This window comes from Ensifer sp. 38_S197 (assembly GCF_056924495.1).
In genome coordinates, this window is sequence record NZ_JBXOVZ010000001.1 from 588333 (window position 1) to 605432 (window position 17100).

General features: G+C 61.0%; 15 protein-coding genes. 6 read left to right on the plus strand and 9 right to left on the minus strand.

Annotated features, from left to right (window positions below):
* Positions 1-2: 2 nt before the first annotated feature.
* The 4 genes from nuoK to AC1Z3V_RS02595 form a co-directional block, all read right to left on the minus strand.
* Entirely contained in the window at positions 3-305 is a 303-nt protein-coding gene (nuoK, locus tag AC1Z3V_RS02580; RefSeq protein ID WP_077965613.1) for an NADH-quinone oxidoreductase subunit NuoK, read from the minus strand.
* On the minus strand, positions 305-805 hold the full coding sequence (locus AC1Z3V_RS02585; RefSeq protein WP_483497057.1) for an NADH-quinone oxidoreductase subunit J family protein: 501 nt from the start codon (positions 803-805) through the stop codon (positions 305-307). Before AC1Z3V_RS02585 ends, nuoK begins: the two co-directional genes overlap by 1 nt.
* Positions 806-1100: 295 nt before the next feature.
* On the minus strand, positions 1101-2096 hold the full coding sequence (locus tag AC1Z3V_RS02590) for an ABC transporter permease (RefSeq protein WP_483497058.1): 996 nt from the start codon (positions 2094-2096) through the stop codon (positions 1101-1103).
* Positions 2097-2142: 46 nt separating this feature from the next.
* Entirely contained in the window at positions 2143-2913 is a 771-nt protein-coding gene (locus AC1Z3V_RS02595) for an ATP-binding cassette domain-containing protein (RefSeq protein WP_173515008.1), read from the minus strand.
* A 172-nt stretch (positions 2914-3085) separates the two neighbouring features.
* Between AC1Z3V_RS02595 and AC1Z3V_RS02600 the strand changes: the two genes are divergently transcribed.
* The 5 genes from AC1Z3V_RS02600 (at position 3086) to AC1Z3V_RS02620 (ending at position 7372) form a co-directional block, all read left to right on the plus strand.
* On the plus strand, positions 3086-4066 hold the full coding sequence (locus AC1Z3V_RS02600) for an NAD-dependent epimerase/dehydratase family protein (protein WP_483497059.1): 981 nt from the start codon (positions 3086-3088) through the stop codon (positions 4064-4066).
* Positions 4067-4113: 47 nt separating this feature from the next.
* Complete coding sequence (locus AC1Z3V_RS02605; protein WP_483497060.1) at positions 4114-5106, plus strand: sugar-binding protein; 993 nt, start codon at positions 4114-4116, stop codon at positions 5104-5106.
* Between the two features lie 186 nt (positions 5107-5292).
* The gene (locus AC1Z3V_RS02610; protein ID WP_483497061.1) at positions 5293-6189 is read left to right on the plus strand and encodes an NAD-dependent epimerase/dehydratase family protein; all 897 of its coding nucleotides are present in this window, start codon (positions 5293-5295) and stop codon (positions 6187-6189) included.
* A 44-nt stretch (positions 6190-6233) separates the two neighbouring features.
* Positions 6234-7016 carry a FadR/GntR family transcriptional regulator gene (locus tag AC1Z3V_RS02615; RefSeq protein WP_483497062.1) on the plus strand — a complete coding sequence of 261 codons (783 nt, stop codon included), beginning with the start codon at positions 6234-6236 and terminating at the stop codon, positions 7014-7016.
* Positions 7017-7156: 140 nt separating this feature from the next.
* Entirely contained in the window at positions 7157-7372 is a 216-nt protein-coding gene (locus tag AC1Z3V_RS02620; RefSeq protein WP_483497063.1) for a hypothetical protein, read from the plus strand.
* A gap of 611 nt (positions 7373-7983) precedes the next feature.
* Here AC1Z3V_RS02620 and AC1Z3V_RS02625 read toward each other — a convergent pair.
* The 3 genes from AC1Z3V_RS02625 to oiaX all read right to left on the minus strand — a co-directional run bounded on the left by AC1Z3V_RS02625 (position 7984) and on the right by oiaX (position 13347).
* Entirely contained in the window at positions 7984-10362 is a 2379-nt protein-coding gene (locus AC1Z3V_RS02625; protein WP_483499524.1) for an OmpA family protein, read from the minus strand.
* A gap of 423 nt (positions 10363-10785) precedes the next feature.
* Entirely contained in the window at positions 10786-12087 is a 1302-nt protein-coding gene (locus AC1Z3V_RS02630) for a four-carbon acid sugar kinase family protein (protein ID WP_483497064.1), read from the minus strand.
* Between the two features lie 3 nt (positions 12088-12090).
* Entirely contained in the window at positions 12091-13347 is a 1257-nt protein-coding gene (gene oiaX / locus AC1Z3V_RS02635) for a 3-oxo-isoapionate-4-phosphate decarboxylase OiaX (protein ID WP_483497065.1), read from the minus strand.
* Between the two features lie 135 nt (positions 13348-13482).
* On the opposite strand from oiaX, the gene AC1Z3V_RS02640 reads away from it, so the two are divergent.
* Positions 13483-14199 carry a transcriptional regulator NanR gene (locus AC1Z3V_RS02640; RefSeq protein WP_483497066.1) on the plus strand — a complete coding sequence of 239 codons (717 nt, stop codon included), beginning with the start codon at positions 13483-13485 and terminating at the stop codon, positions 14197-14199.
* A gap of 3 nt (positions 14200-14202) precedes the next feature.
* On the opposite strand, the gene apnL is transcribed toward AC1Z3V_RS02640, so the two are convergent.
* Complete coding sequence (gene apnL / locus AC1Z3V_RS02645; protein WP_483497067.1) at positions 14203-16068, minus strand: D-apionate lactonase; 1866 nt, start codon at positions 16066-16068, stop codon at positions 14203-14205.
* A complete protein-coding gene (locus AC1Z3V_RS02650; protein ID WP_483497068.1) occupies positions 16065-17099 on the minus strand; it encodes a Gfo/Idh/MocA family protein in 1035 nt (344 codons plus the stop codon). The genes apnL and AC1Z3V_RS02650 overlap by 4 nt, the downstream gene beginning before the upstream one ends.
* Position 17100: the final 1 nt, after the last annotated feature.

The window sequence follows — 17100 nt, forward strand, 5'->3', positions numbered from 1 at the left end:
CGCTATCCTTTCATCGTCGTCACGTCGTCGATCTTGAGGGTGGACTTGTTCCTCACGAGGGCGACCAGAATGCCGAGGGCGACGGCAACCTCCGCCGCGGTGATGGCGATGACAAAGATCGCGAATATCTGTCCGCGAAAATCATCGTAGTAACGTCCGAAGGCGATGAAATTGATGTTGACCGAGTTGAGCAGCAATTCGAGCGACATCAGCACGACCAGGATATTGCGCCTGAGCAGCACACCCGCGGCTCCGATCACGAACAGGACCACTGCGAGCGAAATGTACCACCAGAGCGGAACCATCACCCGGACTCCTTGCGTGCCAGTACGATCGCGCCGACAAGTGCCGCGAGAAGGATGACAGAGGCGACTTCAAACGGCAGGAGATAGTCGGCGAAAAGTGTCGTGCTGAGTTGCCTGACCTGGTCGCCGCCGCGTGGCGCGATCGGCTCAACCGCCGAAAAGCGGCCACTCCAGAACACCAGCGCAAGCATCTCGACCCCAAGCAGGACGAGCAGCGCCAGTGCAGGCAGATTTCGCCCCGGCAGAAACCGCTGCAGCACCGCTTCGCGCACATCGATCATCATGATCACGAACAGGAAGAGGACCATGATGGCGCCGACATAGACGAAGATCTGCACAACCGCGAGCAGCGGCGCCTCGAGCAGGACGAAGATTGCCGAAATTTGCAGGAAACATGCCATCAGCGCCAATGCGCTGTGAACAGGATTGCGCGCCAGGACGACTGTCAGGGCGGTGATCACGGCCCCCGCAGCAAACAGAAGGAAGAACCCCTGGCCCATTGACGCAGCCTCTCCCGCGCGAACTATTCCGCGGCGCGTGACGGCCGAATTCAGATAGCGCCGCACTTCAGTTGCGTTCATAAATTGTGCCCTAGGGAAGGATTTTTCACAAGAATATTGTCGGCAACATAATTGACTGAGTCCGCACGGAGCCCAGACCGGCTTCGCACTAGCGATCTGCCGGGGCGCGACCGTCAGGGCGACTTCCCTCTTGGCCAGTCCGTGCACGCTCCGAAACTGACGCTTTCATGAGCCAACGGACAATTTTGCGGTCCCTTGCGCCAGAAGGCTGATGCTACTCGCTCTGGCGGAAATTACGGACACGATCGAAAAGGACCGCGAGAATCGTGGCACTGCCGATGAATGTCCCCTGCCAAAAGGCGCTGATGCCGAGAAGCCCAAGACTGTTGCGGATCACCTCGATCAGTGCTGCACCGACGAGCGCACCGAAGGCAGTGCCGACGCCGCCGGCGAGATTCGCCCCGCCGATCACGGCGGCGGCGATGACCTGCAGCTCCATGCCGGCGCCGATATTGGTTGTCACCGCCCCGAGCCAGCCGGTTTGGATGATGCCGGCGATGCCGGCCGAGAGCGCCGAAACCATGTAGACACAGACCTTGATGGGCAGCACCGGGAGGCCTGTCGCAACGGCCGCCTGCTCGTTGCCGCCGATGGCGTAAATGTAGCGGCCAATCCGCGTCCAGCGCAGCACGAACCCGGTCAAAAGTGCCAGCACGATCATGTAGATCACCGGGTTGGCGATACCGAAGACGGACCCGCCGCCGAGCGCCAGCAGCTTGTCGTGGTCCGGGCCGAACTCGAAGACAACGGTATTGTTGGACGCGACCATCGCCAAGCTCCGGGCAATCGAGAGCATGCCGAGCGTCACGACAAAGGGCGGAAAGCCGAGATAGGCGATGAGGATGCCATTGAACGCGCCTATCACCAGCGCCGTTGCGACAGAGACGGCAATCCCCGTCTCGATGCCGTATCCCGCGTGCATCGTGACCGCGAGCACCATGCTGCACAGGCAGAGGACCGAGCCCACCGAGAGGTCGATTCCACCGGTGATGATGACGAGCGTCATGCCGAGTGCGATGATTGCGACGAAGGTGACGTTGCGGGTGATGTTGTAGAGGTTCTTTGCCGTCGCGAAGCTGTCGGTGGCAAAGGACAGAAAAATGCAGGCAAGGACGACAGCGACCAGAACCCAGAAGGTCTGGTTGCCAAGGATCGTTCCTCCGAGCGTGCGCTGCCTGCGGGCGATCGTCTGGTCCAGCGTCGTTGCCATCGTTCCTCCCGTTCCTCCGGTGCAGACGATTGAGTTTTCTTGCCCCTCATCCACCCTCGATGGCGCCAGTAATCAGCCCCGTCACCTCCTCCGGCGAGGTCTCTGCGATCGGCTTGTCCGCCACCTTGCGGCCCCGGCGCATGACGACCACGCGATCGGCGACCTCGAAGACATCGGGCATGCGGTGGCTGATGAGCACCACCAGGATGCCGCGATCGCGCAGTTGCCGGATCAGATGCAGCACTTCGGCCACCTGGCGCACAGATATTGCCGCTGTCGGCTCGTCCATCAAGACGATCTTCGCCTGCGAGATCATCGTACGCGCAATCGCCACAGCTTGCCGCTGCCCACCCGACATCTGCCGCACGAGGTCGCGTGGCCTGGTCTCAGAGCGGAGTTCTTTGAAGATCTCCCCGGCGCGGCGGTACATTGCCTTGTAGTCAAGCACGCGCAAGGGGCCGATACCGCGCCTCAGTTCGCGGCCGAGGAAGACATTCGCGGCCGCGGAGAGGTTGTCACAAAGGGCCAGATCCTGGTGAACGATCTCGATGCCGAACTGCCTTGCCTCGATGGGGCGATGCAGGACGATATCGTTGCCGTTAAGACGCATGGTTCCATGGCTCGGACGGAAATTGCCCGCGATCATTTTGACAAGCGTCGATTTGCCGGCGCCGTTGTCGCCCATCAGGCCGACAACCTGACCGGCCTCCAACGACAGCGAAATGTCGTTCACGGCCTGTATGGCCCCGAAGTGCTTGGAAATATTGCTGAGTTCTAGCAGCACGACCAGCCTTCCAGACTCGCCAAGACGCGCCAATCCGCCAGGACGCCTCGCCGCATGCCCGCCTCCTAGCGAGCAAGCGACTGCTTATTTACGCAAATCGTCATGAACGCGTCAATAATCCCTCACCCGATAAACCTGTTTTGTATGACAAATAGACATTGACGGGCGAAGCGATCATATATTAGCTAATGCTTGGGAGATGAGCATGCTTATCCTTGTCACCGGGGCAACTGGCAAGGTCGGGCGGCACCTCATAGCAACGCTGCTTGATCGGCCACGTTTTTCGCAAGCGCGCATTCGCGCGCTCTGCCACAACCGCGTGCTTGATCCGACCGAGCGGCTTGGCATCATCCGCGGCTCCATCGCCGATCGCGCGGTCGCAGAAACGGCGATTGCCGGCGTCAGCCACGTCGTGCATCTCGCAACTTGCAAGGAAACACCTGCCGACGTCATGGATGTGACGGTCAAGGGCCTCTTCTGGCTGCTCGAAGCGTTCAGAATGAGCCCAACAGCCCGGCAGTTCATCCTGATCGGCGGCGACGCAGCGGTCGGCCATTTCTTCTATGCTCATGACGGACCGATAACCGAGGCGACACCGCACCGCGCCTATCCTGGTTGTTACGCGCTCTCGAAAGTGCTCGAGGAGGTGATCGTCGAGCAGTACGCAATCCAATACGGGATGAACGTGTGTTGCCTTCGGGCGCCGTGGATCATGGAGAAGGACGACTTCAAGTACTCGCTTTCCTTCGGCGACGACGTGTTCGGTGGACCCGACTGGAAGACTTATTTTGCGCCCGACGAAGCCAAGCGTCATGCAGAAGCCGGAACGGTGCCGCTGCTGCGCGATGCCGATGGAAGGCCGCTCAAGCGCAACTTCGTCCACGTCAGCGACCTCGTGTCCGCAGTGCGTAGCGCGGTCGACAATCCGCGCGCAGAGCGCCAGCGTTTCAACATCGCCATGGACCGCCCGGTGGATTACGGCGAGGTCGCAAGCTACCTCAAGCGCTCGCGCGGCTTGCCGTCCGTCGACGTTCCAAGCCATTTCCACTCAAACTGGATGGACAACAGCAAGGCAAAATACCTGCTCGACTGGCAGCCAGAATACGATCTCGAAAAGCTTATCGACCAGGCCTGGCAATACGAGCGTCCGCAGAACGATCCTCGCATCGTCTGGTATCCGGGTTGATTTGTGCCGCGGACGGATGGTGTCCGCTTGTTCAACGGGAGGATAGAATGAGGAAAGCATTGGTGCTTGCAGTTGCAGCACTCGCGCTGGCCACCGGCCCCGCCGGAGCCCAGTCGAAGAAGCAGCTCGTCATCGTCGTCAAGGGCCTCGACAATCCGTTCTTCGAGGCAATCAATCAGGGATGCCAGAAGTGGAACAAGGAAAACACAAGCTCGGAATATGAGTGCTTCTATACCGGCCCGGCATCGACCTCCGACGAAGCCGGCGAGGCGCAGATCGTCCAGGACATGCTCGGCAAGTCCAGCACGGCTGCGATCGCCATTTCGCCATCCAACGCCAAGCTGATTGCCCAGACGCTGAAGACGGCCAACCCGACCATCCCTGTGATGACGCTGGATGCCGACCTCGCCAAGGAGGACGCGGGCCTGCGCAAGACATATCTCGGGACCGACAACTACATGATGGGGTCGCGGATCGCCGAATACATCAAGAAGGCCAAGCCGAACGGCGGCAAGATCTGCACGATCGAGGGCAATCCAGGTGCCGACAACATCCTGCGGCGTGCCCAGGGCATGCGTGACGTGCTCACCGGGAAAGAAGGCCTGACCGAACTGAAGGGCGAAGGCGGCTGGACGGAGGTCGCGGGTTGCCCGGTCTTTACCAATGACGACGGCGCCAAGGGCGTGCAGGCAATGACGGATATCCTCGCTGCCAATCCCGATCTCGATGCCTTCGGCATCATGGGCGGTTGGCCGCTCTTCGGCGCGCCGCAACCCTATCGCGACCTGTTCAAGCCGATGGCGGACAAGATCGCGAAGAATGAATTCGTCATCGGCGCGGCGGATACGATCGGCGATGAGGTGGCGATTGCCAAGGAAGGTCTCGTAACTGCGCTCGTTGGCCAGCGCCCGTTCGAAATGGGCTACAAGGCGCCGTCGGTCATGCTGGACCTGATTGCCGGCAAGCCGGTGGAGGATCCGGTATTCACTGGCCTCGACGAATGCACCAAGGACACTGCGGACACCTGCATCCAGAAGTAAAAACGGTGGCTGAGCGCGCTTTGTCGAGCTCTCCGGTGTCTCCGCCCTCTCCGCTACGGCGGTGGTCAGCCCGCAGTCTTGCCGGCTGACCACGGCACCCTGCAACGACCCCGCTTGGAAGATCCCCCTGACGAACTATCATCGATCAAGGATCATCTCCCGATCTTGCGGAACATGGAGGACACAATGACCAAGCGGATCATCTTCACCGGAGGCAGCGGCAAGGCTGGCCGCCATGTCGTGCAGTACCTCGTCAATGAGGGCCACCAGGTGCTCAACCTCGACGCGAAACCCCTCGACAACCCGAAAGTACGCACGCTGATCACCGACATCACGGACAGCGGTCAAGTGTTCAACGCCCTGTCAAGTTACACGGGCCTGCACGAATTCGACCCGTCACTTGCACCGCAGCCAATCGATGCTGTTGTCCACTTTGCCGCGATCCCGCGCATCCTGATCGCCCCCGACAATGAGCTCTTCCGCGTCAATGCGATGGGCACCTACAATGTCATTGAGGCGGCGGTGAAGCTTGGCATCCGCAAGATCGTCATCGCATCGAGTGAGACGACTTACGGCCTCGTTTTTGCCAACGAGCCGCGAAACCCGCGCTATTTTCCGCTTGATGAGGACTATGACGTCGACCCGATGGACAGCTACGCGCTCTCCAAAGTCGTCAACGAAAAAACCGCGCGCGCCTTTGCACTCAGGAGCGGCGCCGACATCTATGCCTTGCGCATCGGCAACGTCATCGAGCCGCACGAATACGATCTCTTCCCAGCCTGGTTCGCCGATCCGGGCTTTCGCAAGCGCATTGCCTGGAGCTATGTCGATGCGCGCGATCTCGGCCAGATTACGCTCAAGGCCGTGGAGACCGATGGCCTCGGGTTCCAAGTCTTCAACGCGGCAAGCGACGATACGTCCTCCGACATTCCGACCCTGGAACTGATCGACCGCTTCTACCACGGCGTGCCGGTCAAGGGACCGCTCGGCGAATACGAGACGCTCTTATCAAACCGCAAAGCACGCGTGATGCTCGGCTTTCAACCGCAACACAGCTGGCGGAACTATGTTGACGTCAGGTGACGCAATGCGCGGCTTGGCGGCATAGATGCGAGAAAATGGCGAAAATGGCTGAACGGCAATCAGGAAAAGCCTCCACCGGAGCGGTCAAGGTGGAGCCGGCGCGTGCGAGCCGACGCCTCGACGCGCCGCGCATGTCGGGACCCAGCGTTCACATGTCGCTTGCCGATGACATAGGGCTCAAGATCGTGCGTGGCGACTATCCGCCTGGATCGATCCTACCGAACGAGGCGCAATGGGCGGAGAACTTCCACGTCAGCCGCACTGCCGTCAGGGAGGCGATCAAGATATTGATGGCCAAGGGGCTGCTTGCCTCGCGCCCGAAAATCGGAAGTTGGGTCGAGCCGAAGGAGCGTTGGAACCTGCTCGATCGCGACGTGCTGAGCTGGTACGCGGCCTCACCGGACCGACTGCAGTTCCTCAAGACCGTGCAGGAATTTCGCCACATCCTGGAGCCGGAAGCGGCGGCGCTTGCCGCCACCCGCCGAAGCAGCGAGCAGATGGCCGAAATCAACGCGGCCTTGAGAGACATGCAACAGGCGTCAACGCTGCAGAGCCGCATCCAGGCTGATACGCGCTTCCATCTTGCAATCCTGCATGCCTCCGGAAACGATCTCCTGGTACCACTGGGGGCGCTGATCGAATCTGCGCTCAACCACCTTTTCCAACTGGTGACTAGGGAGGACAGCAGCTCCGTCCATGCCCTGAAACTCCATGCGGACATCGAGAAAAGCATTCGCCTTCGACGCCCGAACGCGGCCCGCAACGCCGTGCGGCGACTTCTCGCCAATACCGACGAACTCATTGCGCAGCCGGAGCGCAAGGCGTGATCGTGAGGTCACGCGGCAGGGAGGCGTGAACGCCTGGCCTTGCCGCTCGCTCACGGTCGACATCGAGACGCGCCCAAAATCCCCTTCAGTTCGATCCCAAATATATTATAATCTACTTATATAACCTTGGAGAGAGAACCATGAAGGACATTGGGATCACAATGAACGCCGAGTTCCATGGCAGCGCCGTCAGCGTATTGTCGAGTGACCCGCTTCTGGGCACTTTCGAAATCACCTGTTCGACAGGCGAAACAATCGAGGTATTGCTCGATCGCTACAGTGCGGAGGCATTGCTTTCGGCCCTGGCACAATTCCTCGCTCATGACGAGGACGCACGGGCATCCTGGTTGCAATGAAAGACTTGTTGGATTGGCTGAACAAGCAGGTTCAACTTTTACACTCATCGAACGTTTTTTACGCTCCGGACGCCGTTCCCCCCTTTTCGACCTAGCGGCGGGAAGCCCGCAAGTTGATCCCGCGGGCCACACGCAGAAATCCGGCACCGATTGCCGCTGACTTCATCTATTGCTGTGCCGGAGCCGTCTTTTGAAGTTCTGCCTGAACCTTCTTGGCGACTGCCGGGTCGCTCTGCGCTGCGCCGAACGCGGCGGGAACGATGACGCCCTTGCAAGGGCTCGCTGCGGCGGTACCGGGGTAATTTGCTGACCATTGAACGGCAGCATTGTGGCTCACGGGGAGAGCCAGATCCGTCTTGGCGGGAGTTGGACCGGCATTCACCACCGGGCCGCAAGTGATTTTGCAGAATTCGCTGCCGACCGGTAATCCGACCCGCCATGAGCGGCAACTCTTGAGGCGGCCACGCCGTCGGTATCACTTCTTGATACCCGACGTTGACGCTTGCTCTCGGCTGCTGGTCGAATAAAGCGGCTGCCCGGTCATGACGGCCGGCTGCTCGAATTTGCATCGCCATGCGTCGTCTTCAGACGCATGGCGATGCAGGTTTCCTTTACCGCTGCGCCACCGGGCGCACCAGCGGTGTCACGCGGCGGATGGTCACGCGGCGGTTTTCCTCCTCGGGCTCCTGCGTTCGGATCTTCAGGAAGCGCTCACCATAGCCTTGAGTGACCAGGTTCTCCGCCGGTATACCATAGACCTCGGTCAGGAGGACTGCGACGGACTCGGCGCGCTCGTCGGAGAGCACCAGGTTCGAGCGGTCGGAACCGACAGCGTCCGTGTGCCCCTCGATGAAGAAGGTTTCACCGGGATCCTTGTCGAGGATCTTCCGCATTGCGTCGGCAACTGTACGCAGTGTCTTTGCCTGGGACATCGACACTTCAGCACTACCCGTCGCGAAGTGGATCGTGTCGAGATCGATGCGCCGGACCTTGTCGCGGAGGCGGGCCGAATTGCGGACCTCATCAATCGTATAGACTCGCTCGACCTGTTCGACCGGCGGCTCGGACAGGAACTCGTAGTAGTCCCGATCCGGTTCTTCCGAGTAATCGACGATGTAGTCGTCGACCGGAATCGTCAGGCGCATCGGTGGCAGCTCGTAACCGACGTCGATGATCGCCGGACGTTCCTCCTGATAGTCCGGTGCGTACATCAGCACATATTCGTTGCCGTCGCGGTCGACGCGCGAGCGCTGCAGGATGTTGCCGTAGCGGTCGTAGACCGTGACGATCTGGTAGCCGCCCGGGCGAACGATCGTTTCACGAACACGGCCGCGCGACAATTGATCGTAATAGCTCTCCTCGGAATCGCGGCGGAGCCTCGGCCGATCGTCGCCACGCACGAAGATCTGGTCACCGACGCCGAGGACGACGCGATCGTCGACCCTTTCGACCACCTGCACCTCGGTCACTTCGTTGTTCGTCGTGTTGTTGACCGTCGTGTTGTTGATCACCGTGTTATTGATGACCGTGTTGTTGACGATATTCGTCGTCTCCGGGACGGCGAAGGCAGGCGCCGCTTCAACGCGTTGGCCTTCTTCCTTGATCGCGGCCTCGATCCTCTTCGGAACCGCCTGCCGCACCTCGGCCGGAATTTCCGCCTGGGCTGCGGCGTCGTCGGTCGGCGGCGCTATGTTCTTCTCCTGGGCGCGCAGTTCTTCGCGCTGCTTACGCCGGGCCTCACGCGCCCGCTCGCCACCGGTATTGTCGGCGTCCTTGTCGCTGTCGAGCACAGCCGCGCCGTTATCGACGGGAAGCACCACGGTTTCGTCGGTCGCCGCAGGATCCTGGGCGATCTTGCGCTTCTCTTCCTTCGTGCGCTTGTCGACGACGACCGGAGCAGGCTTGGCCTGAGGTTCCTCACCCTGGCGCTGCTCAGCCGTTGCGGGTTGTTCGCTTCCCGGAACCGGCTGCTGCTCACCCTCGCCCGTCTGCGGCGTCGGCTGCTCGGCGGAGGGTTGACCGGTTGCGCCTTTCGGTGAGGCACGCTGTTCGAGGGCCTTCTGCTCCTCGGGCTGTTGTCCTTCAGCCTGCTGCTTGCGCTTCTTGGGCACAGGTATCTGCTGTTCCTCAGCCTTCTGAGGGGTGCCTTCCTCTGCGCCGGGCTGCTGTTCCTCAGCCTGCTGCTTGCGCTTCTTCGGCACAGGCGTTTGCTGCTCCTCGGCCTGTCGCGGAGCGCCTTCCTCGACACCGGGCTGCTGCTCTTCGGCCTGCTGCTTGCGCTTCTTCGGCACAGGAGCTTGTTGCTCCTCGGCCTGTCGCGGAGCGCCTTCCTCGGCACCAGGTTGCTGCCCTTCGGCCTGCTGCTTGCGCTTCTTCGGCACAGGAGCTTGTTGCTCCTCGGCCTGCCGCGGAGCGCCTTCCTCTACGCCAGGCTGCTGTTCTTCGACCTGCTGTTTGCGCTTCTTGCGCACAGGTGCTTGCAGTTCTTCAGCCTGCCGTGGCGCGTTTTCCTCTGCGCCAGGCTGCTGTTCTTCGGCTTGCTGCTTGCGCTTCTTGCGCACCGGTGCTTGCTGCTCCTCAGCCTGCCGTGGAGCGCTTTCCTCTGCGCCGGGCTGCTGTTCTTCGGCTTGCTGCTTGCGTTTCTTGCGCACAGGTGCTTGCAGTTCTTCAGCCTGCCGCGGTGCGCTTTCCTCTACGCCGGGCTGCTGCTCTTCGGCCTGCTGTTTACGCTTCTTGCGCACCGGCTCTTCTACCTGGCGCTGCGGCTCCTCGGCCTGTGGCTGCTGCTGTTCTGTCTGCCCTTCCTCGGCAGCACGCTGCTTCTTGCGCTTCTTGAGCAGCAGTAAGTCCTCGGGCGACTGCTGGTCGGCCCCTTCCTGCGCTATCTGGAACGGCGCCTTCAAGCTCTCGGCCAGCGCCGGCTGAATCGCAAATGATACGGCGAATAAAGGCCAGGCCACCGTTGCGAAAAGTTTGGATGGAATCGACATGATCTTTCTTCCTCTTATTCTGACGTCCCCGCGCCAGTTGCGCTTATCGCCCGCATCAAAGCCGGGTCGAGCAAGGGGCCATGACCCGCGGCTCCGACTTTTTTGTGTCGGACAAAGGCTAATCCCAACGCCGCAGCTGGCGATCGGTTCCGCTTGCAGGCCGATCTCGTACCTGCAGACAGCAGATCGCTTTGTCCGTTGTATTGATCGAAAAGGCGAAAATGCGGAGGCTGCCAGCCGGGGCGCGCGAGCGGCTCGGCCCCATCCATGTTTTCGGAAATACACCTGTCCATGACGAACCCGGCACGGGCGGCGAAGCGAACTGGAACGGAGAAGACGACCTTCAGGCTCAAGATCTGCCGTCCAGGCGACGCGCCAAGCAACCCTTTATCCGGTGCCCTGGCGGCAACGTGTGAAGGTGATTTAGCAGCGGCCGGAACGGATCATCGAGAAGTAGTCGTCGCCGCCCACCTGGCCGCCCTTGAGCGCTATTTCCAAGCCGTCCGAGGGACCGCCGTGAGCGATACAGAGTGGCGAGCCGGGCGTCTGTGGAAGGGGCATCTTCAGGGTCAAGGCCGAAATGCCCATCTCGCCAAGTGCGTGGCTCGACGTATCTCCACCGGCAACCACGGCCCGGGTCAATCCGGCACGCGAAACAAGGGCCGCCTGGATGCGGCCAAGCGCCCGACCGAGACGATGGCGCGCACCGCTCGACAGATCGAGTTCGCGTCCCCTGTCCGCCGCCGGCCCGAGTGCCGTGTACAAGATGACGCTGCGGCCCTCCTTCAGCAGCTTGAGCGCAGCCTCCACGGCGATCGCAATCTCCGGGCAGTCGGTTTCGCGCGACAATGCAAGTGGATCGAGCATGATGCCCTCAAAACCGTTTGCGATCGCGTGTCGGATCTGCCGCTCAGTTGTCGGCGAAACGCTACCGGAAACGACAGCAAGGCGATCGACCGGGCCGGCCACTGGAAAGACAGGCCTGGCGCCAATGATGCCTTCGCTGCGCCAAGCCGGGAGCAGAGCGTATTCGACGCCCGAGGAGCCGCAGACGAAGCGGCCCTTTTGCCGCAACTCGTTCCAGAGCAGCGAACCGGCTGCGGTTTGAGTTGCCTGGTCGAGCACGTCGAGAAGCATGATATCGGCCTTCTCCGGCTTGGCGCCGGCGAGAAGGGAAACAATGTCGACGAGTGCCGACGACAGCTTCGTCTGGCGGGAGAGGTGCCGCAGCAGATTGGCCTCATCCATCGGCGTGACCGGATGGCGTGACATCACCGGATGGCGATCGATGCGATAGTTCACACCCTGGTAGGCAGCAAACAGTTCGCCGAACGCCGTATAACGACGAATCTGTGGAGCCCCCACGACGAGCGGCACAGTCTCTGCGCCGAAGACGGTTCGGCCGATCTCGATCGCCCGGCCGATATTGCCAACATGCGGAGCGGAATCAAAGGTCGAGCAAACCTTGTAGTGGCAAAGTTCCGCGTCGAGCGTTCTCAGCCACTCGAAGGCTTCGCGCAGATGCACGTCCATCCATTCCGGCGTCTCGCTGCGGCTCGTCCCGGCGAGACCGAATGCGCGCGCGTCGGGAAAACGCAACGTTAGTGCCTTGTCCGGAACTTCCAGAAACAGCACTGTCTCCACGCCGTTGGAGGACAGCGCCTCCATGACGTCGGTCGAGCCGGTGAAATCATCGCCGTAATAACTGATCAGCGGTCGTGTCATGTCTCAGGCCGCCTTGCCATCGGCAAATTTTTCGATGGATTGCGCAAGCTCCGGATGCTCCTTCGCATAGGCTTCGAGCGGAACGCCGGCGACGGCTGCTTCCCAGGCCTGCTTGACCGCTTTCACACCGGCGCCCGGGCCACGGGGATGGCTGACTATCCCACCGCCACAAAGATAGAGGAGATCGGTGGAGCCCCCTGTGGCCACGATCGTATCCGGTGCCTGTCCCCCCCACTGGCCCGAGCCGACAACCGGCAACACCACGTCGCTTTCGGAAAACAACGGCATGCTGACGGCCTCGTAGGAGCGTACGAAGCTCTCGTCCGGCTCCCAGTATTTCACCCGGATGCCGTTGATCTGGAACTGGTCCACACCGAGCAGGCGCCAGAACTGCTGCCAGACGGAAAACTCAAGGCCAAGGCCGGCATGGCGCGTGAGGATATCCCAACCGTTGCGATGGGCATGCAACACCAGGCCTGAGCGTTTGCGCAGGAAGGCGAGACCGCCGAAACCGATCGAGTTGATATTGACCACGGCGCAATTGCCCCCGGCTTTAAGCACCATGTCATGATTGCGCATCATCTCGTCGGGATCGGCATGGCTGATGCCGAAGGCATACATGACTTTCTTGCCGGTCTTCTGCTCGTGATTAAGAATGCGCGGCATGATTTCCGCCACGCGCTCCTTTAGAGGTGAATAGGCCGGGCTCATCAGCTTTTCGTCGTCCTTGATAAAATCGACGCCCGCATCGATCAGTTCACCGACCATCTCGGCAGTCTCGCTCGGTCGCAAGCCCAGCGCCGGCTTGACGATGGTGCCGATGATCGGGCGGTCTCTCACCCCTGTCAGCGCAAAACTGCCGCGAACGCCGAACTGTGGGCCAGGATGCGCCGCGGCGAATTCCTCCGGCAATTGCATGCCGACCACCCGAATGCCCGTCATGCCCTTGATCGAGTAAACGCCGCCAATCGCAATCGTCATCAACGCGGAAAGATCGGTACCGATCGCATCCAATGGGAAGTCAATGTCGACATCCGCGCGGTTGAAATGCGTGGCTCCGCGGGCCTCATCGGGAAAGGAGGCTCTGTCGGACGAAGGAAGGGGACGGATCTCAACGACGCGGGCAGCCACCCTCGCCTTCAGTTCCTCCGTCTCGCCCGGCAATGCAACGAAAGTTCCCGTCGATTGATCGCTGGCAATCTTCGCTGCCAGCGCCTCCACCGAGCCGGGCGTCTCTATCCGATAGGTCAGGCGGATCATGCTTCTCTCCCACAGCCAAGTTAAAGCTTGCCAACTGGTATAATGAGTATTTATGTTATTGCAAGCCATCCGCTGACAGGCTATTGCGGCGGCGAAACTTGATGCATATTCAAACCTGTCAAAATCAGGTGAACCATGAACATCGTTTCCGAACCGATTGTGCGAAAGAAACTGTCCGATGAGGTCTTCGCGCGGCTGAAGCAGATGATCGAAGCCGGCGAACTCAAGGCGGGCGACGAAATGCCATCCGAGCGCGAACTCATGGAACGCTACGGCGTCGGTCGTCCGGCCATCCGCGAAGCAATGCAGGCGCTTGCCGGAAAGGGACTCGTCGAAATCTCGCAGGGCGAGCGCGCCAAGGTGCTGCGCATTACCGCCGAATCCATCATCAAGCAGGTCGACCTGCCGGCAAAACTGATGCTCTCCGGTTCCTCGGATACGCTGGAGCACCTGAAGAACGCGCGCATCTTCTTCGAGCGCGGCATGATCCGCGAGGCGGCGGCCAAGGCGACCCCATCGCATATAGCCGAACTTCGCACCCTTCTGGACAAGCAAAAGCAGAGCCTTGGCGATGCGGATGGTTTCATCGATGCAGACATGGAGTTTCATCAATGCATCGCCAGGATTTCCGGCAATCCGATCTTTGTCGCGGTCAGCGGCGCGATGCTGGGGTGGCTGAAATCCTACCATACCGAAATGCTCATCTGGACGGGTCGCGAAAATTTCACGCTTTCCGAACACGAGGAAATCATCCGCGCCATCGAGAGCCGCGATGCCGATCTTGCCGAGCAGGCGATGGTCAAGCACCTCGAACGCTCGCGCGCGCTCTATGCCCTCAAGAGCCCGGCGTAGAAATCAAAGATCGACATCAATACAGGCGTAAGGCTTCAGCGTGACTTGCCGTTGCGTGGCAAGCTCGCGCCCATCCGCGATTATTGAAACCTTCCGCGGCTTTGCCGGCAAGACGACCGGCTGCTCGGCGCAGGTGATATTCGCCAGCAGAAGCCGCTTCTGCGAAGCAAGTCCCAATACGGCATCGGGCCGGGAAGTCTCGACGGCATACAGGAGCTCGTGCGACAAGGAAGCAAGACGAGCGAGGACGCGTGCGAGCGGTCGCAACTCGCCCCTGACCGTGGCTTCCCCCTCGCCAGCAACAAGCCCGAAGGGACCGGCAAGGGTCGAAAGGGTCAAGACGTCCAGCGCCGCCGGCGCCACCGTTGCCGCATAGGCCAGCGTCCAGGCCGCCCCGAACTGACCATTATGCCGAGGGTCGACATTCGCCATGGGGATGCGCGAGCCCGTCGGATTGTCCTTCGTGGCGCTGCCGTAGGGATTTTGGCGCATGGCAATCGTCGAAGGCCCAATGCGGTACGGCTTGTTGCCGTAGATCGCCCGGGTGGAGCTGACGACATGACGCAGTGCCTCGAACGTCTGCATGACCGAAAGATCATCGGCTGCATGCACGATCGGGTTCGTCGAGTGACTGACAAAGTCGAGCTGATCCGGCGGCACGCGCTTGCGGTTAAGCTCCGTGAAGTAGCTCATCATACCGCCACCGAGCCGAAGGCCGGGAAACGCAACGCGCGCTGCGGCATAGACGTCACTGAGCGCCGGGCACTCCGGCCACTTGCTGCCCGGCGGTGTCGACTGTCGATCCACGGACGGGCAGACGAATAGCGTATCGAGATCAAGCCCGGTTTGACCGACCATCGCTGCGAACTGCGCCATCTCTTCTTCGAGGGGTCTTAGGCAAGGCACCGCAAGCTCCAGCGTCACCTTGAGGCCGGACTTCGTCGCTATCGCCGCATAGCCCTTCAATGCCTCGATGCCATGTCCTGCAGCGGGATCGAAATGGGCAAGCAGATGTTCTGCGCCGATGGCCTTCAAGACATCGAGCGCAGCCAATTCTTCCCGAAGGCACTCGGGTCGGAGCCCCACGCCAACGGCAGGACATCTGACATTCGTCGGGATGACCCTGACAGAGATCGCATCCGAGCGATCGGCCGCAGGCGCCGCATTCTTCTCGGCAAGAACCTCCACGCAGATCCGCTGACCGAAGCGCTGACCCTGCGGCACGAGATAGGGCCAAGGCAAGGCCAGGGGCCGCACGTAGGTCTTGTAGGAAGCATCGGTCCAGTTGCGTTGGTCCTCCATCTCGAAGACATCGCCAATGAACTTCGTCGTCGCCATGATGCCGGGCGCCACACGGTGCGTGATCTGAGCGATATCCTTGAAAGGTTGCCAGGGCTCTATCGTATCTGGCCAGCGCGCCTCTTCCACCGAGCCATCACCATGCGTGATTGCAACCGGTTCTCCTGCAACACCGATGACCGGATGCAAGACCACGAAGCCGGCACGGGCGGTTTCGAAATCCGCATCGCTCACACAATCGGCGGAGAAGCGCACGCTCGTCGCCGTGCCGGAGATCGCGATATCGCAATCGAGATTGGCGCCGGAAGGAGCCGTGAAGCGCGCGGTATAGGCGAGCGAGAACCCTTGTTCGTCCTCCTCCAAGCTCAGGTTACTCAGCCGAGCGCGGCAAGTGCCCCAATCCTTGTCGCGCACGAGAAAGGAAATCGCCCGCAATACCTCATGACCGCCGAACCGCAAGCTGCGCAGATTACCGTCCTGAAAGTTCATGCTCATTTTGCCGACAGCCAGCGTCCGGCTTTCCGGCTCGCGCTCGGCTGTGCCGAAGAGCCGGAACAGGTCGTCCCTCATCGCAACAGGTCTCCGACTGCAACCGTCTCTTCGCGTTCGGCGCTGAGATAAGCGGCCTCGACCAATGCGAAGGTCTTGAGGTTGTCGCGCCCGGAGGTGTCCGGCTCCCGGCCGGAACCGAGTCGCTCGATCCAGTGTCTCTGAATAAGCGCGACGCTTTCCTGGATGTTGTGCCATGGCTTCGACGCCCACGGCAGTAGGTTCGGTGAGACGTCGCGTTCGAACGTACCGGCGGGACTGTGGACGGCCAGCTTGTAGCCGAGGCCGAGGCGCAGCGTACCCTTGGTTCCGTCGACCTCGATTAAGGTTTGCGGGAACGGCTCCTCCGGAAGTCTCGTCGCATAACTGACGTCGACGATCGAGGTAACGCCGTTGTCGTGATCGAGCATCATGGTCGCCATGTCCTCACCGGCAATATCCGGATTGATCCGGCGCGTGCGGGCAGACATGCTGCGGGCGTCACCGAATAGGAAGCGGGCGATGTCGAGCGAATGGATGCCAAGATCCTCGATGATGAAGCGCTTGCCCTTCGCAAGATAAGGCTGGCCGGAAAACACGTCGAAGCCGGAGCGGAACGATACCCGCCCCCAAAAAGGGGTCCCGATCTCGCCACCGTCGATGACCTCCTTGACCGCAAGGATGGGCGTCTGCCAGCGGAAGTTTTCGTGGATCATCAGCGCGATCCCCGCCTTTTCAGCCTCGGCCACCATGGCCTTGGCATCATCGAGCGTCGCCGCGAACGGCTTCTGGCAGATCGCCGGTACTCTGTGGCGCGCGGCAAGTTCGACGAGCGCCCGATGGCTGCCAACGGTGGTGGCGATGTCGACGAAATCGAAACCGCCCTCGGCGAACATCGCATCCGCCGACGAGTAGCGCCGCGCCACGTCGAACTGATCGCCCACGATGTTGAGCCGCTCCGGATCGCGATCGCAGATCGCAACAATCTCGACTTCCTGCAGCTCTCGCCAGCCATGCATTTGGTTGATGGCGAAGAAGCCGCAACCAACCAGCGCGCCCTTGATCTTCGCCATT